The sequence below is a fragment of the Aeromicrobium sp. CTD01-1L150 genome (assembly GCF_041951745.1).
Lineage (GTDB): Bacteria > Actinomycetota > Actinomycetes > Propionibacteriales > Nocardioidaceae > Aeromicrobium.
The window spans coordinates 1,939,129-1,958,117 of the sequence record NZ_CP169555.1 but is presented as its reverse complement, the minus strand read 5'-3'; the positions used below and the strand labels follow the sequence as shown (position 1 = coordinate 1,958,117).

17 protein-coding genes are annotated in these 18,989 nt (G+C 68.4%); 5 read left to right on the top strand and 12 right to left on the bottom strand.

Going from position 1 to position 18,989, the window contains the following annotated elements; all coding sequences use genetic code 11:
• Window positions 1-16: 16 nt before the first annotated feature.
• On the bottom strand, window positions 17-586 hold the full coding sequence (locus tag ACEVFP_RS09680) for a TetR/AcrR family transcriptional regulator (RefSeq protein WP_375003640.1): 570 nt from the start codon (window positions 584-586) through the stop codon (window positions 17-19).
• A gap of 77 nt (window positions 587-663) precedes the next feature.
• Here ACEVFP_RS09680 and ACEVFP_RS09675 point away from each other — a divergent pair, with 77 nt between their 5' ends.
• Window positions 664-1,158: an FBP domain-containing protein gene (locus ACEVFP_RS09675; RefSeq protein WP_375003639.1), complete on the top strand. Its 495-nt coding sequence runs from the start codon at window positions 664-666 to the stop codon at window positions 1,156-1,158.
• A 105-nt stretch (window positions 1,159-1,263) separates the two neighbouring features.
• Here the strand turns inward: ACEVFP_RS09675 and ACEVFP_RS09670 are convergent, their stop codons facing one another.
• From ACEVFP_RS09670 to ACEVFP_RS09660, 3 genes are all read right to left on the bottom strand, one after another.
• On the bottom strand, window positions 1,264-2,019 hold the full coding sequence (locus ACEVFP_RS09670) for a hypothetical protein (protein WP_375003637.1): 756 nt from the start codon (window positions 2,017-2,019) through the stop codon (window positions 1,264-1,266).
• Window positions 2,020-2,148: 129 nt separating this feature from the next.
• Window positions 2,149-3,069, bottom strand: coding sequence for a DNA-3-methyladenine glycosylase family protein (locus ACEVFP_RS09665; RefSeq protein WP_375003635.1), 921 nt, complete (start codon window positions 3,067-3,069; stop codon window positions 2,149-2,151).
• 4 nt (window positions 3,070-3,073) lie between these two features.
• Window positions 3,074-3,583: a DUF1992 domain-containing protein gene (locus ACEVFP_RS09660; RefSeq protein ID WP_375003634.1), complete on the bottom strand. Its 510-nt coding sequence runs from the start codon at window positions 3,581-3,583 to the stop codon at window positions 3,074-3,076.
• 476 nt (window positions 3,584-4,059) lie between these two features.
• Here ACEVFP_RS09660 and ACEVFP_RS09655 point away from each other — a divergent pair, with 476 nt between their 5' ends.
• Window positions 4,060-4,617, top strand: a complete 558-nt coding sequence (locus ACEVFP_RS09655) for a dihydrofolate reductase family protein (RefSeq protein ID WP_375003632.1) — start codon at window positions 4,060-4,062, stop codon at window positions 4,615-4,617.
• On the opposite strand, the gene ACEVFP_RS09650 is transcribed toward ACEVFP_RS09655, so the two are convergent.
• Window positions 4,601-6,295, bottom strand: a complete 1,695-nt coding sequence (locus ACEVFP_RS09650; RefSeq protein WP_375003631.1) for an FAD-dependent oxidoreductase — start codon at window positions 6,293-6,295, stop codon at window positions 4,601-4,603. The two genes, ACEVFP_RS09655 and ACEVFP_RS09650, sit on opposite strands and share 17 nt — an antisense overlap.
• A gap of 76 nt (window positions 6,296-6,371) precedes the next feature.
• On the opposite strand from ACEVFP_RS09650, the gene ACEVFP_RS09645 reads away from it, so the two are divergent.
• Window positions 6,372-6,893, top strand: a complete 522-nt coding sequence (locus ACEVFP_RS09645) for a helix-turn-helix domain-containing protein (protein WP_375003629.1) — start codon at window positions 6,372-6,374, stop codon at window positions 6,891-6,893.
• Window positions 6,890-8,125 (top strand): MFS transporter, encoded by a 1,236-nt coding sequence (locus ACEVFP_RS09640; protein ID WP_375003627.1) that lies wholly within the window; start codon window positions 6,890-6,892, stop codon window positions 8,123-8,125. Before ACEVFP_RS09645 ends, ACEVFP_RS09640 begins: the two co-directional genes overlap by 4 nt.
• A gap of 21 nt (window positions 8,126-8,146) precedes the next feature.
• Here ACEVFP_RS09640 and ACEVFP_RS09635 read toward each other — a convergent pair whose 3' ends face one another.
• The 6 genes from ACEVFP_RS09635 to ACEVFP_RS09610 all read right to left on the bottom strand — a co-directional run bounded on the left by ACEVFP_RS09635 (window position 8,147) and on the right by ACEVFP_RS09610 (window position 14,708).
• Window positions 8,147-8,590, bottom strand: a complete 444-nt coding sequence (locus ACEVFP_RS09635) for a PaaI family thioesterase (protein ID WP_375003625.1) — start codon at window positions 8,588-8,590, stop codon at window positions 8,147-8,149.
• An 82-nt stretch (window positions 8,591-8,672) separates the two neighbouring features.
• The gene (locus ACEVFP_RS09630; RefSeq protein WP_375003623.1) at window positions 8,673-8,987 is read right to left on the bottom strand and encodes a metal-sensitive transcriptional regulator; all 315 of its coding nucleotides are present in this window, start codon (window positions 8,985-8,987) and stop codon (window positions 8,673-8,675) included.
• Between the two features lie 53 nt (window positions 8,988-9,040).
• Window positions 9,041-11,164 carry a heavy metal translocating P-type ATPase gene (locus ACEVFP_RS09625; protein WP_375003621.1) on the bottom strand — a complete coding sequence of 708 codons (2,124 nt, stop codon included), beginning with the start codon at window positions 11,162-11,164 and terminating at the stop codon, window positions 9,041-9,043.
• A gap of 59 nt (window positions 11,165-11,223) precedes the next feature.
• Window positions 11,224-13,542: a heavy metal translocating P-type ATPase gene (locus ACEVFP_RS09620; protein ID WP_375003620.1), complete on the bottom strand. Its 2,319-nt coding sequence runs from the start codon at window positions 13,540-13,542 to the stop codon at window positions 11,224-11,226.
• Window positions 13,526-14,494 (bottom strand): heavy-metal-associated domain-containing protein, encoded by a 969-nt coding sequence (locus ACEVFP_RS09615; RefSeq protein ID WP_375003619.1) that lies wholly within the window; start codon window positions 14,492-14,494, stop codon window positions 13,526-13,528. The genes ACEVFP_RS09620 and ACEVFP_RS09615 overlap by 17 nt, the downstream gene beginning before the upstream one ends.
• 1 nt (window position 14,495) lies before the next feature.
• Complete coding sequence (locus ACEVFP_RS09610; RefSeq protein WP_375003617.1) at window positions 14,496-14,708, bottom strand: heavy-metal-associated domain-containing protein; 213 nt, start codon at window positions 14,706-14,708, stop codon at window positions 14,496-14,498.
• A gap of 249 nt (window positions 14,709-14,957) precedes the next feature.
• Between ACEVFP_RS09610 and ACEVFP_RS09605 the strand changes: the two genes are divergently transcribed.
• The gene (locus tag ACEVFP_RS09605; RefSeq protein WP_375003615.1) at window positions 14,958-16,211 is read left to right on the top strand and encodes a hypothetical protein; all 1,254 of its coding nucleotides are present in this window, start codon (window positions 14,958-14,960) and stop codon (window positions 16,209-16,211) included.
• A gap of 296 nt (window positions 16,212-16,507) precedes the next feature.
• Here the strand turns inward: ACEVFP_RS09605 and ACEVFP_RS09600 are convergent, their stop codons facing one another.
• Window positions 16,508-18,874, bottom strand: coding sequence for an ATP-binding cassette domain-containing protein (locus ACEVFP_RS09600; protein ID WP_375003613.1), 2,367 nt, complete (start codon window positions 18,872-18,874; stop codon window positions 16,508-16,510).
• Window positions 18,875-18,989: the final 115 nt, after the last annotated feature.

Here is an 18,989-nt window from a genome sequence, read left to right as displayed (position 1 = left end):
CTCAGATGCCCGACAGTCATGGTGCGGGCCACCCACGCAGCACGTGGTCGAGCGCATCGATGGCGCGCGTCCAGCTCGCCTCTGCGTCCGGAGCGCTGTGACTGAACCCCCCGGCTGCCTCGAGGCTCACGAACCCGTGGATGCTGCTCCCCAGCAGGCGGACGGCGTGGACGTGCTCGGACTCCGGCACCGCGTAGCCTCGCAGGATCGTCACCGCAAGATCGGTGTGTCGTCGTCCGTCGCTCGCCTCGGCGGTGGCGGGGTCCAGCCTGCGATGACTCGCCTCGTACCGTCCCGGGTGACGTCGGGCGTAGCTGCGAAAGCTCTCGGCGTAGGCGGCGAGCGCCTCCCGGCCCGCTCGCCCCGCGAGGGCGTCCGCCGCGCCCTCGGCCATCTCGCTGAGGGCGAGCAGGCACACCTTGGTTCGCAGATCGTCAGATCCCGTGAGGTGTGAGTAGAGGCTGGCCGGCTTGACGCCGACGTGGCGGGCGACGCGGGAGACCGTGACGGCATCGAAGCCCATGGCATCGGCCACCTCAGCGCCCGCCGTCGCCAATCTGGTGGAGGTCAGTCCGACGCGGGGCATGACAACCATCCTACACATTGATTTGGATTGCCTATATGTATTAGGTACGGTCGATCTGGACACCACGGAGGGACATCATGCAGCTCATCGAGCAGTCGGAGATTCGACGTTCGTTCGTCAACAGCTCACGGAGCCGGGCCGCGGCTGTGACCTTCCCCAGACCGTGGCCGCCCGAGCGCTTGGAGGACCGGGACTTCCTCGGATGGAGCGATCCGAAGGCACCCCGGCGTGGGTACCTCGTGGTGGATGCGGGGAGGTACGAGCGGGTGGTCGCCGTGGAGCTGAGGCTTCCGCCCGGCACCGCGACCGGACGGCAGACGATGTGCGACTGGTGCCAGACATCGGACGCGCCCGGTGGCGCTCGGCTTGTGGTGGCCCAGCGGGCGGGTGCGCGCGGCCGCGCCGGTGACACCGTCGGTGTGTACGTGTGCGAGGACTTCGCGTGCTCGCAACGGGCCCGCCAGCCCTTGAAGCCACACCAGATATCGGTGTCAGGCCGGGGCGATCAGCGTATCCCCGAGCTCCTCGAGCGTGTCCACTCGTTCGTCGACAGGGTGTTGCAGGTGGACTAGTCAGACAGGACTGGGCAGACACTGCCTCAGGCCGTGTGCGCGCACGAAAGAGCGGGGCCGGCGAGCATCTGGTGCTCGCCGGCCCCGCCGTCGTGGCAGCCGTGCTCAGATCTGCGACGGTCCCGGATCGCTCGGCGGAGCGGGATCGACGTGCTGCGCTGGTGCCTCCTGACCCCTCTGGGCCCTGGTCTCCTGCTCGAAGGTGGAGAGCCAGCCTTCCCAGCGGCTGCGCATCGGGCCGATGAGCCCACCGCCGACGCCGACGACGATGACGCCACCGACCGTGGCGAGCACTGCGATCAGGACGGGCAGGGTCACCGACAGGCCGATGCCGACCTGGTTGACGGCCGCGATCACACCCAGCGCCACGATCGTGATGCTGACGATCTTGGTCAGCAACGGACCGTAGGACAGACGGGCCGTGCTGGCGCTGAGGATGTCACGCACCGCATTGGCGATGGCACCCACGATCACCAGGATCACGACGGCCACGAACACCCTGGGCAGGAACGCCACGATGTCGTTGACGATCTGACTGACCGGGTTCGTCGGTCCGAACGCGGACAGCGCCAGCTGCAACGCGATCAGCAGGATGAAGTAGTACACGAGCTTGCCGAACAGTCCGAGCGGGCTGATCCCTGTGGGGCCCAGCAGCTCGGAGGCGCCTGCTCGTTGCAGGACCTTGTCGAACCCGACCTTCTGCAGGACGACCTGCAAGGTCTTGGACACTGCCTTGGCGATGATCCAGCCGATCAGCAGGATCACCAGGAAGACGAGCAGCTTCGGCGCGAAGGCCGCGACGGACGACCAGGCGTCTTCGACGCCCGTCTGCCAGTCGACTGCGGCGGGCTTGACGATCATGAGAATTCCTCCCCGAGATGGATCACATGTTGACGTCACTCACGGTAGGGGTGATCGCAGCGAACTGCACGGAAGCGCCGTGGCTCCACGTGTCGGAGAGTCTGGGCCTCCAGCTGATCTCTGGACGGATCAATGGGCCCGGTGGTCCATGCGGCTGCGTCGTGGTCCGCGACGCTCGAGAGTGACGTGGGGGCTCAGCTCGAGCAGTCTCAGCGCGACCAGCCGGTGCGGCCGGGAGTGCTCCAGGGCTTCGGCGATCCCGGCGTGGTCGTCGACGTGCAGGCGCTGGCCCAGTAGCGCCGAGCCGACCAGGTGGCCGAGATGGTAGTCGCCGAACGGTACGGCGTCGGTGTCGCCGAGCGCGCGGCCTCCCACTTCGGCAGCGGTCCACACCCCGACTCCCGCGATGCTGCGCAGTGCCCGGTAGGTGGCCTCGTGGTCGCCACGTGCCGCGACCCGTTCGAGCTGGGGCGCGACGCGGGCACATCGCTGCGCCGTGCGGTAGCGCTGCGGGTCCACTCCGGCACGATGCCACTGCCAGGACGCGAGCCCCGCCCACTGTTCGCCCGAGGGCGGCACGCGTAGGCGCGACGGGGCCGGTCCGGGAGCCGGTCCGCCGTGAGCCGTGAGCAGGCGCCGCCAGGACGCGAACGCGTCAACCCCCAGCACCCGCTGCTCCAGGACGGCGGGCACGAGCGCCTCGAGCACCCGCCCCGTGGCCGGGATGCGAAGGCCCGGGAATCGTCGTGCGGCGTCGACGACGTGGGGGTGGCCGCCGGGGAACTGTCCGGGGGACTGGTGCGCTCCGAGGAGATCGGGCAGGGACGCCAGTCTCTCCTCAGCGCCCGGGCCCCAGGCGTGTGCCTCGATGACCTGGGTCCCGACCTGCTGCAGGCACAGCGTCGCTGCTCCCGTGGCCATGCGGGTGCCGAGCCACCAGCGGCCGTCGTCAACGACCACGGCGGGGTCTGCGGGGCCGCGGCGCAGGGGAGCGAGCGACAGCGCGATCGAGACCGGTTCGGACGTGTCCAGGCGCCGGCTCAGCTGCATGGGGTCAGTCTGCTCGTCGGGTCCGGCGCAGGAACCCTCGCGGCCGTCGGCGCCGCGTGGGGTCGTCGCGCTCCCGCTGCCGGGAGCGTCGACGTTCCTCACCCCGCTCCCGCCACAAGGACACCTCCGCCTCGACGTCGCGAAGCGCCGTGACCACCGGTGGCCCGCCCTGCAGCTGCCGCCGCGCCTCGATGACTCGCTGGTTGAAGTCCTCCACCGCCTCTCGGACCTGTTCGGCCGAGCCGAGTGCGTCAAGCTCATCCCTGAGCCGGGCGTCCTCGGTGCGCAGGGCGAGTGCCGGCGGGAGGACGCTGATCCGTTCCCGCTCGATGAGCCGCTTGAGCCACCAGTCGGGGTCGTGCTCGTCTCCGAGGTCCTCGATGGGCCGGCCCGCGCCGGGGAGGTCGTCGAAGTCGCCGCGGGCGATCGCTCGTTGCACCTCGAGGTCGACCCACCGCGCCTGTTGACCGACCCGCCGGTCACGCGCCTGCTGCTCCTCAGAATCCTGCGTCACGCCCATTCACCTCGAGCCCAGCCTACGAGCCAGGATCGGCCCGACGGTGAAACTGGGACGTTATTCCAACTTCTTGGCGGCGAAAGGTCCTCATGTCTCGGGTTCGACGTCCCCTCGCGAGTGTCTGTGCACTGGCACTGGCCGGTTCGCTCGCTGTCGCCGCGGAGACCGCCGTCGCGGATCCGACCGCTCCCCGACACGGGCCGTCTGGCACCCGCCGACGACATGCACGAGGCCACCATCACTCGCACCGACGACACCGGTGAGGAGGCTGGGTCGCGAACGCCCACGACTCCCGCTGGCTGCCGGGCAGTGCCCAATCGACCAGGAAACGACGCGTGGACACGGTGATTGGTGCTTCCACGCGCCACCAGGCAGTCGTCGGGGGCGGGTTCTCGTGGGCCGGCCGACGCCCACGGATGACAGCCGACTAGTATTCCGATTCGGAATAATGTTGAGCCTTGCGAGGTGGACCTGTGCTGATTGTCCAGAACATGGTGACGGCGGACGGATTCGCGGCCGACTCTGCCGGAACGGTGGATTTCGTCCTGGCCTCCACGACGCTCGACGAGCGTGACGAGCACAACCTGTCCGTGCTGGAGGAGGTGGACGCGATCGTCCTGGGACGCCGGACGTACGAGATGTTCGTCGTGCACTGGCCGGACGCCTCGGGGCCGCTGGCGGACTTCATCAACCGGACCCCACGCCTTGTCGTGAGTGACACGCTCGGTCATGCTCCGTGGGGCGGGAATCGGTCGGCGGAGGTGATCTCCGGTGGGGTGCCGAGCCTGCTCGAGGCCGTCGGGAGCTCCACCGCCATCGTCTGGGGAAGCCTCACCCTCGTGGCCGACCTGCTCGCTGCCGGCGCCGTGGATCGGCTCTGGCTAGAGACCTGCCCGGTGATGCTCGGTGAGGGGCGCAGGCATCCCAGCGCCCGTGCAGGGCTGAGCGTGCGATCAGTGACCCGGTTCACCGGCGGGCTGGTGTCGGTGATGTACGACGTCGACACCGCAGTGTTCAGTGCAGGGCAGTGAACTGCTGTTCCCGCAGCCAGGCGAGGTGTGCGTGGATGAGCGGCACCACGGAGGCACCTTCGCCGCTGGCTGAGGCGACCCGCTTCATCGAGCCCGAGCGGACGTCGCCGATCGCGAAGATGCCACGCACCGTGGTCTCCAGACTGGCGGGGGGAACATCGTCCATCCAGGCGTCGTGCGGGACGTCCCGCCCGGTGAGGAGGAATCCGCTGCCGTCCCGTGCGATGTCCTCGGGGAGCCAGTCGCAGTGCGGTGCTGCGCCGAGCATGAGGAAGAGGCCGTCGGCCCCTTCACGCGCCGTCGCGCCGGTGATGGAGGACGACACGTCGAGCCACTCCAGCTGGTTCTGTCCGCCGCCGGCGGTGATGGTCGATCCCGCGCGGACGTCGATGGTCGGCGTCGCGGCGATCTCACGGACAAGATAGTCCGACATCGTCTCGGCAATATCGGGACGGCGAGCCACAATGGTGACCTGCCGGGCGAAGCGTGCGAGGTGGACCGCCGCCTGACCGGCCGAGTTCCCTGCACCGACGACGAAGACCCGTCGGTCCTTCATCTCCCGCGCGACGGTGGTCGCCGCTCCGTAGTGCACCCCGGTGCCGACGAGCTCCTCCAGCGCGGGGATGCCCAGAGTGCGGTAGGCGACCCCAGTGGCGATCACGACCGTGCGTGCGCACAGCACCGCGCCGTCGACGTGCACGTGGTGGTGCTCCGGCTGGTCCGCCGGTCCTCGTTCCACGTGGGTGGCCGGCCGGCCGGTGAAGGCGCGTGCGCCGAAGCGGGTGGCCTGCACGCGGGCCCGGTGGGCCAGTCTCATGCCGGAGATGCCACGCGGAAATCCCAGGTAGTTGCGGATCATCGAGCTCGTCCCGGCCTGGCCGCCGATGGCCTCGCTCTCGATGATGACCGTGCCCAAGCCCTCTGATGCCGAGTACATCGCGGCCGCGAGGCCTGCTGGCCCACCGCCGATGACGACCACATCGGCGATGGTGCCCTCGGGGATCGAGTCCGGTGCACCGAACATGGCCTGGGTGACGGTGTTCGCCCGCGCGCCCGGGATGACGCGCCCGTCGACGGTCCGGACCATCGGATAGCGCTCGTCGTCGCCGGCCTGCTCGCGGACCTGCCGGCCCACGGCGGACTCGGGAGAGTGCGTCTCGCTCTGCAGGCCCATCCGCGCGCCGACGTCGCGGATCTCGGCGACCTGTCGCGACTCGGCGTCGGTGACGATCGTGAGCGCGGCGACCACAGGTGGCGCGACCGATGCGCCCCACTCCGAGAGCAGCTCGGTCACGGCAACATGGAACTCCTCGTCGCGCGCGCCGCGGGGAATGCCCAAGAAGGTGTCGAAGTACCGTGCGGCGAGAGCGTCGCGGAGCTCGTCGAGGCGGCCACGGAAGTCCCCGATGCCGATGAGCAGGATCCGTACCGCGGTGGGGACGGTGGCGTGCAGCTCGCGCAGCAGGTCGATCCCGGACCCGTCCTGGAGCTCGACCTCGGCGGCGATGAGCGCCACCGGCCGGCGCTCATCGGTGAGCGATCGCACGCGCTCGCGTGCATCGCCGGCAGAGGCGACGACGTGTAGCTCGTAGTCACGGTCGTACCGACTGCCGAACTCCGACTCCACGGTGCGGCGGTGCTCATGGGAGACCAGCAGGATCACCGGGCTTTCGGCCATGGTCGACAGCCTAGTACGACCCCGACCCCGCGGACCGCACATTGACAACATCTCTTTGCAAAGATAGCTTTGCGAAATGCAGAAGATGGTGGTCGAGGACCTCGGAACACTCAAGGCCCTGGCGCACCCGTTGCGGCTGAGCGCCATGGGGGAGCTGCGCAAGAACGGGCCCGCCACTGCGAGCGAGCTGGGCAGGGCGCTGGGGGAGTCGAGCGGTTCGCTGTCCTACCACCTACGACAGCTGGAGCGGTACGGTTTCGTCGCCGACGACGTCCACCGCGACGGCCGCGAGCGGCGCTGGCGAGCGGTGCACGAGGCGACGCAGCTGCCGCGAGGCCTCGCCGAGACACCGGAGGGCCGCGCCGCGCTCGATGTGGTCAAGGGCGTGCAGCAGCGCGAGCTGCTGGAGCAGCTGCGAGCCGCGCAGGGCGAACCGACCGGTCCCACCTCCCACTCGGACTACCTGCTGCACCTGGACGTCGAGGACCTGGACGAGCTCACCGCAGAGCTTGACGCCGTGATCGTTCGGTATCGCGAGCGTCGCGGAGCGCACCAGGTGGCCGTGCACGTCGTCGCGGCGCCCACGGTGAAGCCGTGAGCATCCGCGCGCGATTCCTGCTGTTGCTGGGTTTGCGCTGGCTGTCCACCGGCCTCGTCATACCGGTGGTCCTGCTCCTGCCGCTCTCACGGGGGCTCTCGGTGACCGAGGTGGCTGTCGCACTGGCCGCGCAGGGTGTCGTGGTGCTCCTGATGGAGATCCCGAGCGGGGGGCTCACCGACGCCTGGGGGCGGCGTCGGGTCTTCCTGCTGGCCAACGCCTTCGTACTCATCGCCTACTCGCTGACCTATCTCGCCCAGTCCGTCACGGCCTTCGCCGTGGCCTTTGCCGTGATGGGCCTCTATCGCGCCCTGGACAGCGGTGCGTTGGAGGCATGGTTCGTCGACGCGGAGCATGCCGCGGGGCAGGAGCAGCAGGTTCCGTCCGGTCTGGCCGCCTCCGGGGGAGTCATCGCAGCTGCGATCGCCGTCGGGTCACTGTCGTCGGCTGCCCTGCTGCACCTCGCGCCCTGGCCGGCTGCGGTCACGCTGGCAGCCCCGTACGTGGCGGCCGCTGCCGTGACGGCGCTGGTGATGGTGTGCGCGTCGCTGCTCATGCACGAGTCGACGCTGGCTCACGCCGAGGGCAGGCTCTCGTGGACCGGGGCGATGCGTGGCGGCCTGGGGCTGGTCATGGGGCCGGCAGTGCGGTGGTTCGTCGTCGCGATCATGTGCGCGGCCGTCGGGGTGGCGGCGCTGGAGCTGCTGATGCCGGTGCGTCTGCAGGAGTTCTCGGCCGAGGAGACGGCCGCCGCAGCCGCCATGGGGGTGATCTCTGCCGGAGCGTGGGCGCTCGCATCCATGGGCGCATTCGTCGTGGCTCGCATCCTGCGTCATCGCGGCCCAGGGCCCGTGGCGGTCGTCCTCCCGCTGGTGCAGATGGTGGGTCTGCTCACCATGGCTGTGGCCATGGGGCCCACGGTGCTGGTGGCAGGGTTCTGGACGGCCTACCTGGTGCACACCGCGTTCGGCGCCGTCTTCAACGCGCTCGTGCACGAGCGCGTCGACAGCCGTCGACGCGCCACGGCACTGTCCATCACGTCGATGGCCTTCCTCAGCACCGCGGCGCTGGCGAACATCGGGCTCGGAAAGCTGGCCGACGGCGCATCGACACCGGCCGGCCTCCTGGTGGGTGCGGTGGGGTTCGCGGGGGCCGCCGGCGTGCTCATGCTCGCCGTCCGACGGGCCCCGGTGCGGCCCCCAGGCTCGGACTCACGGCGCGTACGGGTGTGAAGCGCCGGGGGAGTGGGAACGTCAGGACTCGGCAACCGAGCCGCTGCGGTCGGCGGTGCGCATGATCGTGCCCTGGGCGACGGCACACAACCAAGTCTCGCCCTCGGGTGAGACTGCATGGATCTCTGCGGTGCAGACGGCCTGCCGGTCGTCGGCGTGCGAGACGACGCCCCGCGCGGACAGGGTTCCCGCGCGGGCGCTGCGTACGTAGCTGACGCTGAACCCAGCAGTGATGACACTCGCCCCGACGCGGCTGCCGGCCGCGAAGGTCAGGACGTTGTCGGCGAGGTAGGCGTACACGCCGCCGTGCACCACGCCGTACTGCTGGAGGTGGTGCGGCTCGATGTCGAGCTCAAGCGTGGCAGCGCCACCGCCGAACTCGGTGATCCGCGCGCCGACGACGTCATTGAACGGCTGGCTGGCCAGTACGGACTCAGCCGTCTGCAGGCCCAGTGGCTCGGCCATCAGAACTGTCTCCTTGTCTCGAACGATCTGGGACACCCGAAGCGTAGTGGCCTGAGCTTCGTGGCGGCCGGTGCAGGACCGATCAGGACCTGACGAGTCGGGCGATCGCGTCGGAGGCCTCCTTGATCTTCTCCTCCGCCTCGGGGCCGCCCTCCTTGGCAGCATCGACCACACAGTGCTTGAGGTGGTCGTCGAGCAGACCAAGGGCGACCTTCTCCAACGCGCTCGTGAGCGCGCTGATCTGCGTGAGGATGTCGATGCAGTAGGTGTCCTCATCCACCATCCGGTGGATGCCGCGCGCCTGACCCTCAATCCGCTTGAGACGAGCGAGGTAGCGATCCTTGTCGCTGATGTAGCCGTGAGCTGCTCCGGTCGGGGAGTTGGGCTTGTTGGCCATCGTGGCTGCTCCTGTGTCGTGGTGTGGGACTCGATGATGGAGGTGTCCGCGCATCAGTCGGACGTGTCGCGGTCGAGGAACGTGCTCGTGCTGTGTGCCGGGGTCAGGTCCAGCCGCCGGAGCAGCTGCGCATTGAGGGCGACGACCACCGTGGACGCGGACATGAGAATCGCGCCGACGCTCATCGGCAGCACGAACCCGATGGGCGCGAGCACACCAGCGGCCAGGGGCACCGAGAGCAGGTTGTAGCCGCCCGCCCACCACAGGTTCTGCTTCATCTTGCGGTAGCTCGCCCGCGACAGCTCAATGATCGACAGCACGGATCGCGGATCGGACGAGGCGAGGATCACCCCGGCGGAGCCGATCGCCACATCGGTGCCGGCTCCGATGGCGACGCCGACGTCTGCCTGGGCGAGGGCCGGCGCGTCGTTGACGCCGTCACCGACCATGGCCACCTTCTTGCCCTCGTGCTGGAGCTCGACGACCTTGGCTGCCTTGTCCTGCGGACGGACCCCGGCGAAGACCCGGTCGACCCCCAGCTCCTGGGCGACCGTGTCGGCGACCGCCTGGGCGTCACCGGTGATCATCACCACCTGCGCACCGGCAGCATGCAAGGCGTCGACGGCGTCACGGGACTCGGGCCGGATCTCATCAGCGAGCCGCAGTGCTCCGATCACCTGACCGTCGGCCAGGACATGGAGAATGATCGCGCCCTCGGCGCGCCAGCCATCCACGCTCAGCTCCTCGAGGCCGTGCTGCTGGAGCAGATGGGGGCCGCCGACCTCGATCAGGGTCTCGTCCACGGTGGCCTTGACGCCCACGGCGGGGGAGGAGGAGAAGTCGGTCGGCTCGGACACCTCCAGCTCACGGGACCGTGCTGCACCGACGATGGCTCGCGCGAGGGGGTGCTCGCTGTCGGACTCCGCGGCCGCGGCCAGCGCCAGGACTGCGTCCTCGGGGTAGCCCGGGGTCGGTTCGATCCCGGTGACGGTCGGCTCACCCTTGGTGAGGGTTCCTGTCTTGTCGAACAGGATCACATCCACGGTCCGCATCGACTCCAGCGCAAGACGGTCCTTCACGAGCACACCGCCTCGGGCCGCGCGCTCGGTGGCGATCGACACCACGAGCGGGATCGCCAGGCCCAGAGCGTGCGGGCAGGCGATCACCAGGACGGTGATGGTGCGCACGACGGCGCTCTCGGGCATACCCAGCACCGACCAGACGAGGGCGGTGACCGCAGCGGCACCGAGGGCGAACCAGAACAGCCAGCCGGCTGCGGTGTCGGCGATCCGCTGAGCACGTGAGGAGGACGCCTGGGCGTCGGCGACAAGCTTCTGGATGCCCGCCAGTGCGGTGTCCTCACCGATGGCGGTCACTTCCACGCGCAGTCCGGAGTCGGTGGCCACGGTGCCTGCCACCACGATCTCGCCCTTCTCCCGGCGGACGGTCTTGGACTCGCCGGTCACCATCGACTCGTCCATGCTGGCCGAGCCGTCGACGATCCGCCCGTCGGACGGCACCGCCGAGCCCGGGCGGACGATGACCACGTCGCCGACCGCCAGGTCAGCGGGGGCGACCGTCACGACCTCGTCACCGTCGAGCTTCTCGGCCTCGTCCGGCAGCAGCGCGGCGAGGGAGTCCAGGGCGGAGGTCGTCTGGGCCAGGGATCGCATCTCGATCCAGTGCCCGAGGAGCATGATGACCACCAGCAGGGCCAGCTCCCACCAGAAGTTCAGCTCATGGTCCAGCACACGCAGGCTCGCGCCCCACGAGGCGACGAACGCCACGGAGATGGCCAGGCCGATGAGCAGCATCATGCCGGGCCTGCGGCTGCTGAGTTCTGAGATCGCGCCCGTCAGGAACGGCCAGCCGCCCCAGAAGTACACGACGGTGCCCACGACAGGGGAGACCCACCACACCCACTCAGCCTCTGGTAGCTGATATCCCACCAGAGTGGCGAACATCTCGTTGAACCCCACCACGGGGACCGCCAGGGCCAGCATGATCCAGAACAGACGCCGGAACTGCCCCACGTGGTCGCCATGTCCGCCATGTCCGCCGTGACCGCCGTGGTCGGCGTCGTGATGCTGCCCGTGTGCACCCGCTTCGTGGTGACCGGCATGCTCCTCGAGCGTGTGTGAGCCTGAGACCTCCTGGTCGGCGCGGTGCATGCTCATGCACTCAATCTATACCCCGTATGGGTATTTCTCAACGGCTGCCACAGCGCGCGACCGGCTCATGCAGGTGCCACATCATGCTCGCCTCGCGTCGCGCGTTCCGGTGCTTCGTCCGCACGAGAGGCGAAGGTGCGCAGGCGAAGGCTGTTGGAGACGACGAAGACGCTGGAGAAGGCCATCGCCGCACCGGCGAGCATCGGATTGAGGAGCCCGAACGCGGCCAGGGGGATGGCCGCGGTGTTGTAGGCAAAGGCCCAGAACAGGTTCGTCTTGATGGTCCGCAAGGTCCGCCGCGAAAGCCGGATCGCATCGGCAGCCGCCCGCAGGTCGCCGCGTACCAGGGTGATGTCCGCAGCCTCGATCGCCACGTCGGTGCCGGTGCCCATCGCCAGCCCGAGGTTGGCCTGGGCCAGGGCGGGCGCGTCGTTGACCCCGTCGCCGACCATCGCCACCGTCCTGCCCTCGTCCTGGAGTCGGGCGACGACGTCGACCTTGTCCTTCGGGAGCACCTCGGCGATGACCTGAGTGACACCGACCACGGAGGCGACCTGTTCAGCCACCGTCTGGTTGTCACCGGTCAGCAGCACCGGGCTGAGCCCCAGGTCCTTGAACTGCGCGATGGCCTGGGCGCTGGTGGGCTTGACCTCGTCGGCGATCACGAGGATGCCCCGCGCGCGACCGTCCCAGCCGACCGCGACCGCGGTCTTGCCCTGGGCCTCGGCCTCGTTCTTGGCTGCCTGCAGGTCCTCGCCGAGATGCTGGGACCATTCGGCCAGCAGCGTCTCGCGCCCGACCAGGACGGCGTGGCCGTCCACGATGCCCTGGACTCCGCGGCCCTCGATGTTCTCGAACGACTCCGGCGTGGGAAGGTCACCTACCTCGGTGGTGGCGCCGGTGGCGATGGCCTGGGCGATCGGGTGCTCCGACGCGTCCTCCACGGCACCGGCCAGGCGGAGCAGCTTCCCGCGGTCCACCCCCGCAGCGGGGATGGCCTCAAGAAGGGTCATCCTGCCTGTCGTGACAGTGCCGGTCTTGTCCAGCACGATCGTGTCGATCGTCTTGGTGGACTCGAGCACCTCGGGCCCCTTGATGAGCACGCCCATCTGAGCACCGCGACCAGTGCCCACCAGCAGTGCGGTGGGCGTGGCCAGGCCGAGCGCGCAGGGGCACGCGATGATCAGCACCGCGACCGCGGCGGTGAACCCCGCAGCCACGGGGAATCCAGCACCCATCCACGCACCCAGGGTGGCCACGGCGATCGCGATCGCGATCGGCACGAAGACGCCGGAGACCCGGTCGGCCAGACGCTGAATCTCTGCCTTGCCGGACTGGGCGTCCTCCACGAGCCTGGCCATCTGCGCCAGCTGGGTGTCGGCTCCCACGCGAGTGGCCCGGACCACCAGCCGACCACCGGCGTTCACGGTGGCACCGGTGACCGGATCGCCGGTGACGACCTCCACCGGCACCGACTCTCCGGTGAGCATGGAGGCGTCGATGGCGCTCGTCCCGGACGTGATGATGCCGTCGGTGGCGACCTTCTCACCGGGCCGCACGACGAACTCGTCTCCGACCGACAGCTCCTCGATCGGAACCCGCTCCTCGCGCCCGTCGCGCAGGACGGCGACTTCCTTGGCGCCGAGCTCGAGCAAGGCCCGCAGGGCGGCGCCTGCGCGGCGCTTGGAGCGTTTCTCGAAGTACCGGCCCATGAGCACGAAGGTGATGACGCCGGCAGCGACCTCGAGATAGATGTGTCCCAGGCCGTCGGAGCGGGAGATCGTCAGCTCGAAGGGATGGACCACGCCGGGCTGTCCAGCGGTTCCGAAGAACAGTGCCACGATCGACCACAGCAGCGCCGCGCTGGTGCCGACCGAGATCAGCGTGTCCATCGTCGCCGTCCCGTGGCGCAGATTCATGGCTGCTGCGCGGTGGAATGGCCAGCCGGCCCACAGGACGACCGGTGCGGCCAGCGTGAGGGAGGCGAAGCCCCAGTAGTCGAACTGCAAGGCGGGAATCATCGCCATCGCGATGACCGGCACCGCCAGGACCGCCGAGCCGATGAGGCGCTGACGCAGGGTGCGCAGCTCAGCATCATCGGCTGGCTGGTCGTCAGCATGGTCCTGCCGGCCGTCGCCCTGTGGCGGGGTGGGCAGGGCAGCGGAGTAGCCGGTCTTCTCGACCTCGGCGATCAGGGCCTGTGGGTCCAGGCCGACAGGGCCGGAGACCGAGGCCTTCTCGGTGGCGTAGTTGACGCTGGCGGTGACGCCGTCAAGCTTGTTGAGCTTCTTCTCGATCCGGTTGGCGCACGAGGCACAGGTCATGCCTGTGATCTGCAGCTCGACGCTCGATGCCGCAGGAGTGGGCTCACTCGTCGTGGTCATGGCTGTCTCGCTTTCCGTGTTCGGCGGCGCCATCGCCGTCATGGGAGGCCGGCGAGTGGAGGGCGGTCGCGGTGGTCTCGAGGACGAGCTCGGCGGTGTGCACCTCACCTGCGACCTGGAAGTCCAGGTAGAGCAGGTACCGGCCGGGGGTGGGGGTCGTGACCTCGAAGACCACGTCCGGCCCGGAGGTCTCGCTGCCCCGGGGCTCGGCGCCGTGTGGGTGCACGTGCAGGTAGGCCAGGTCGCCGTCGCGCAGGGCCACGAGGTGCCCGTAGGCACCCAGGTAGGGCTCCAGGGTGGTGACCGGCTCACCGTCGCGGGCGACGCTGACGGTCAGGGTGGAGACCTCACCGGCCACCAGGTCGCCGTCGACGCTCACCTCGTATCCGTCGGTCTCGGTCGCGGTGACCGCCTCGGACGGAGTCGAGGGGGTGAGGTTGCCGCCGACGTGCACCACCGCGGAGAGCGTGATGTCGTTGCCGGTGTCCGCGGGGACGAACTCGGCGTACACGCGGTAGCTGCCGGCCTCCTGCCACGTCCACGGGATCGACCACCGACCGGCAGTGTCGCGTTCGGGGTGGACGTGACGGAAGCCGGTGCCGTCGGTCCGCACCACGATCAGGTGCAGCTCCTTCTCGTGGGACACCTCGAAGTCCGTCACCGGCTCGCCGTCCGGGCCCTGCACGGTGAGGGCGAGGTCGCCCTCTTCATCGGTCTTGGTCGGTGCGGTGACGTCGGTGAGGCGGTAGCCGCTCGACTCGAGCGTCAGTCCGGTCGCGGCACCTTGGTGCTTCCCGGTGCTCATGCCGTGATCCTCTGTGTGGTCGGCAGTCTCCTCCGACCAGGACTGCACGGTCGACTCCGGGACGACTGTGTTCGCCGTGACGAAGGCCACGGCGAACACGGTCAGCAGGACCGCTCCGTACAGGCCGAGCCTGGCTGGGGCGCCCATCTCAGGTACGCACCGCCTGGTACCCGGCTTCGTCGACCGCCGTGATCACCGCGGCGTCCTCGACGGGCGCCTCAGTCGTGACGGCGAGCCGGCCGGTCGAGGCACTGACCTCGATGTGGTCGACCCCGGGGATCTGGGAGACCTCGGAACGGACTGCGGACTCGCAGTGTCCACAACTCATCCCGGTCACGGTGTAGGTCTGCGTGGTGCTCATGGTCATCGTCCTCTCGTGTTGTGAAACTGAAGCCTATACCCCCTTAGGGTATCAGGCCAGTCCGGCCCGGGCGCTCCCTGACGACGGCGCGCTTCGACTGGGGGACCGGTCGGTGAGCTGCAGAGCAGGGGAGTGGCGTCGACAAGCCAGGGGACAGGGGACTGGCATCGACCCGGGCCGAGCTTGACTGCTGCGCCCCGCAAGGGCCAGTAGGGTAGGGGCGATGAGACCCGCTGTCGTCGACTGACAGTGGGCACGCGGGTTGTAACACGCGGGGTTGCACAAGGAAGTAAGGGGAGCAAGAGCTCAGCTACGCCACGCCATAGGGGATCTGGAAGTCTCATCACACTCTCACCCACGACAGAATCGACTTCCCAGAAGATGCCAACAGTTGGCACGCAGCGGACGGCCACAGTCGTCGTCCTGGCGTTCGTCCTCGGCGGCTGCTCAACCGGTGACGTCTCGGGGGCACTGCCAACCGGCCCCAACGAGTCGATCCGCGCGGCGATTTTCCTGTCCGCAGTCGGTGAGGACGACGGCACCGGCACCTCAGCAGTGGCCGTCACCGCCGCGGACGGTACGACCGAGATCGTCGAGGTCGACCCCACGCAGAACGGACAGCTGGCCTTCAACGAGCGCGGCGCGTTGCTGATCCCCACGGGAGAACACACCTACCTGCTCGACGACGGACGCCCGATCGTCGAGGAGCATGAAACCCGCCTCGGCAGCAGTTGGGCAAGCTCAGTCGACCAGGGCACGGAGAACGTCTCGGCGAACATCGTGCCGGACAGCTTCGGCCACGACGTCGAGCACCTGTACATCAAGGGACCCGACGACTACCACGAGTCAGGCCGGCAGATCCTCGCGGTGCCCCTCGACCACGGCTCGAAAGAGCGGACGTATGAATGGAAGCACTGGGGACACCAAGACGGCTGGGCCGCCGTCTTCACGTCCGGCCTCTTCCGCGAGGACGACAAGCTCTACTTCCTCGAGGGCCTCGTCCAGATGGACGACGACGAGACGCCGTTGAAGTTCGACGGTGTTCACCGCTCCCAGATCCGGATCGGCTCACTCGACCTCACCACCGGGAACTACGACTCCCGCTTCGTGACAGCGATCAAGGAGGCAGACCGGATCGCCACGACGGACGATCAGTGGGTCCCGGTCGCCAGAGCAGCAGTGGCCGCGTTCAACGACGACGGAAACCTGCAGTGGATCAGTTCCTCGGGGCAGGTGATGAGCGCGTCAGCCCGGACCGCAGAAGCGGAGGAACTCTGTCAGCTGGACGAGAAGACGATCAGAGCCACCTCAGCAGTCGCCTCATGGACTGCCGGGAAGCTCCACCTGCTGCTGTCAGACGGAACATCCACGTGGCTACAGGAGATCGATCTGTCCACGTGCACATCGGACAGCACACAACTCCCAGAGATCCAGGAGTATGTCGAGAACCATGATGTCGACCCCACCTCTCTGGCGATACTGGCCCGGGGGGAGTACCGATGATGCAGGGCGTGCCCTGTGATGCACAGACCTAACTTGACATAATGTGCATTATCGGCCATGAAAGGAAGCGTGGGAAGAGGGGCTAAAAGGCCGGAAGTCCTGGCTCACTGTCACGGTAGGCGAAGCCTTCCGGATCACCGTGCCACGCCACACCCGGACAGCGGCGAGTCTCACGTGACACGAAGGACATTGCCGAAGCTGTCGAGCTGATCGTTCGCTGGAGCGCCAGAGAACATCTGCCTCGACACTCGTCACAAACAACGAACCTGCACCAGATGCTCGCCAACCGGTCGTGGTCAGTCGCTGACGTACTCCGCGAGGTGCTTGCCCGTCAGCGTCGAGCGATCCGCCACCAGGTCGGCCGGCGCGCCCTCGAACACCACCTGACCGCCATCGTGACCAGCTCCCGGACCGAGGTCGATGATCCAGTCGGCGTGCGCCATGACCGCTTGGTGGTGCTCGATGACGATGACGCTCCTGCCGGAGTCGACCAGCCGGTCCAGCAGGCCCAAGAGGTTTTCGACGTCGGCGAGGTGCAGGCCGGATGTCGGCTCGTCCAGGATGTAGACGTCGGCCTTCTCTCCCATCTGCGCAGCCAGCTTGAGCCGTTGCCGCTCCCCTCCCGAGAGAGTGGTCAACGGCTGCCCGAGCTTGACATAACCGAGTCCGACGTCGTCGAGCCGGGCCAGGATCTTGTGTGCGGCCGGAACCTTGGACTCGCCCTCCCCGAAGAACGTCTCCGCCTCTGACACGGACAGCTCGAAGACCTCGCTGATGTCCTTGCCTCCGAGCTGGTACTCCAGGACGGACGCTTGGAAACGCCGCCCACCGCAGTCCTCGCACGGCGTGGAGACCGTCTCCATGAAGCCCAGCTCCGTGTACACGACACCGTTGCCCTTGCAGGTCGGGCAGGCGCCCTCGGAGTTGGCCGAGAACAACGCCGGCTTGACGCCGTTGGCCTTCGCGAACGCCTTGCGGATCGGCTCCAGCACACCGGAGTAGGTGGCCGGGTTGCTGCGCCGCGATCCCTTGATGGCGCTCTGGTCAATTGCCACGACGCCATCCATCGGCGCCACGGAGCCGAGGATCAGCGAGCTCTTGCCGGAGCCGGCCACTCCGGTGACAACGGTGAGCACACCGAGAGGCACGTCGACGTCGACGTCCTGCAGGTTGTGCGCCGAGGCTCCCCTGACCTGCAGGCTCCCCCGCGGCTCTCGCACCTCGTCCTTGAGCGAGGCGCGATAGTGCAGGTGCCGCCCGGTGAGGGTGTCACTGTCGCGCAGGCCCTCAACCGTGCCCTCGAAGACGATCTGCCCTCCCCCGCTGCCTGCGCCTGGGCCGAGGTCGACGACGTGGTCGCCGATGGCGATCGTCTCGGGCTTGTGCTCCACGACGAGCACCGTGTTGCCCTTGTCCCTCAGCTGGACCAGCAGGTTGTTCATGCGCTGGATGTCGTGCGGGTGCAGTCCGATGGTCGGCTCGTCGAACACGTAGGTCACGTCGGTCAGGGACGATCCGAGGTGACGCAGCATCTTGATGCGCTGCGACTCACCACCGGACAGCGTCCCTGACGGCCGGTCGAGGCTCAGGTAGCCCAGCCCGAGCGCCACGAAGGAGTCCAGCGTGTGCCGCAGGCTCCTCAGCAGCGGTGCAGCCTCGGGCGTGTCGAGGTCACGGGCCCAGTCGGCGAGGTCGGTGATCTGCATCGCCGAGACGTCGGCGATGTTCACGCCGTTGATCTTCGACGACCGCGCGGCCTCGGTGAGACGGGTGCCGTCGCAGTCAGGACAGGGCGCAAAGGTGGCGACCCGCTCGATGAAGGCGCGCACGTGCGGCTGGACGGCGTCGACGTCCTTGGACAGGAAGGACTTCTGCACCTTGGGGATGAGTCCCTCGTAGGTGAGGTTCATGTTCTCGAACTTGATCTTGGTCGGCTCCTTGTGGAGCAGGTCGTGCAGCTCTGCCTCGTCGTAGTCCTTGATCGGCTTGTCAGGGTCGAAGAGTCCCGACGCTGTGAAGATGCGCACGTTCCAGCCGTCTGCGTTGTAGCCGGGAATGGTGAACGGTCCCTCGTTGAGCGACTTGCCTGCGTCGTACAGCTCGCTCAGATCGACGTCGGAGACGCTGCCCCTCCCCTCGCACCGCGGGCACATGCCGCCCAGGTACACCTCGTTGCGGGCCACCTTCTTCTCGGTGCGACCACCCTTCTCAGTGGTCATGATCCCGCTCGCCTTCCGGGTGGGAATGTTGAAGGAGAACGCCGTCTGGGGGCCGACGTAGGGCTCGCCCAGCCGGCTGAACAGGATGCGCAGCATCGCGTAGGCGTCGGTCACGGTGCCGACCGTCGAGCGAGGGTTGGCCCCCAGACGCTCCTGGTCGACGATGATCGCCGTCGTGAGCCCCTCCAGGACGTCGACGTCCGGCCTGGCCAGCGTGGGCATGAATCCCTGCAGGAACGCGCTGTAGGTCTCGTTGATGAGGCGTTGCGACTCGGCCGCCACCGTGGCGAAGACGAGCGAGCTCTTGCCGGACCCGGACACCCCGGTGAACACCGTGAGGCGTCGTTTGGGCAGCTCGACGCTGACGTCCTTCAGGTTGTTCTCGCGCGCCCCCTGCACCTTGATGAGGTCGTGGTCGTCGGCGGCGTGCGTCAGCTGGTTCATCCTCACGAGGCTGCCGGCGAGGTCGTGGACGGCGTAGTCGCGAACCTCGTCGCCGAGCTGGACCAGCCCCCTGCAGCATCTGGAGGTCGGGGAGGTTGGGGAACGAGGCTGGTAT

Bases quoted from the DNA above. Each gene is read 5' to 3' on its own strand.
- ACEVFP_RS09680 (WP_375003640.1), bottom strand. From the start codon at position 586: ATGCCCCGCGTCGGACTGACCTCCACCAGATTGGCGACGGCGGGCGCT.
- ACEVFP_RS09675 (WP_375003639.1), top strand. From the start codon at position 664: ATGCAGCTCATCGAGCAGTCGGAGATTCGACGTTCGTTCGTCAACAGC.
- ACEVFP_RS09670 (WP_375003637.1), bottom strand. From the start codon at position 2,019: ATGATCGTCAAGCCCGCCGCAGTCGACTGGCAGACGGGCGTCGAAGAC.
- ACEVFP_RS09665 (WP_375003635.1), bottom strand. From the start codon at position 3,069: ATGCAGCTGAGCCGGCGCCTGGACACGTCCGAACCGGTCTCGATCGCG.
- ACEVFP_RS09650 (WP_375003631.1), bottom strand. From the start codon at position 6,295: ATGGCCGAAAGCCCGGTGATCCTGCTGGTCTCCCATGAGCACCGCCGC.
- ACEVFP_RS09645 (WP_375003629.1), top strand. From the start codon at position 6,372: ATGCAGAAGATGGTGGTCGAGGACCTCGGAACACTCAAGGCCCTGGCG.
- ACEVFP_RS09635 (WP_375003625.1), bottom strand. From the start codon at position 8,590: ATGGCCGAGCCACTGGGCCTGCAGACGGCTGAGTCCGTACTGGCCAGC.
- ACEVFP_RS09630 (WP_375003623.1), bottom strand. From the start codon at position 8,987: ATGGCCAACAAGCCCAACTCCCCGACCGGAGCAGCTCACGGCTACATC.
- ACEVFP_RS09625 (WP_375003621.1), bottom strand. From the start codon at position 11,164: ATGAGCATGCACCGCGCCGACCAGGAGGTCTCAGGCTCACACACGCTC.
- ACEVFP_RS09620 (WP_375003620.1), bottom strand. From the start codon at position 13,542: ATGACCACGACGAGTGAGCCCACTCCTGCGGCATCGAGCGTCGAGCTG.
- ACEVFP_RS09615 (WP_375003619.1), bottom strand. From the start codon at position 14,494: ATGGGCGCCCCAGCCAGGCTCGGCCTGTACGGAGCGGTCCTGCTGACC.
- ACEVFP_RS09610 (WP_375003617.1), bottom strand. From the start codon at position 14,708: ATGAGCACCACGCAGACCTACACCGTGACCGGGATGAGTTGTGGACAC.
- ACEVFP_RS09600 (WP_375003613.1), bottom strand. From the start codon at position 18,874: ATGAACCAGCTGACGCACGCCGCCGACGACCACGACCTCATCAAGGTG.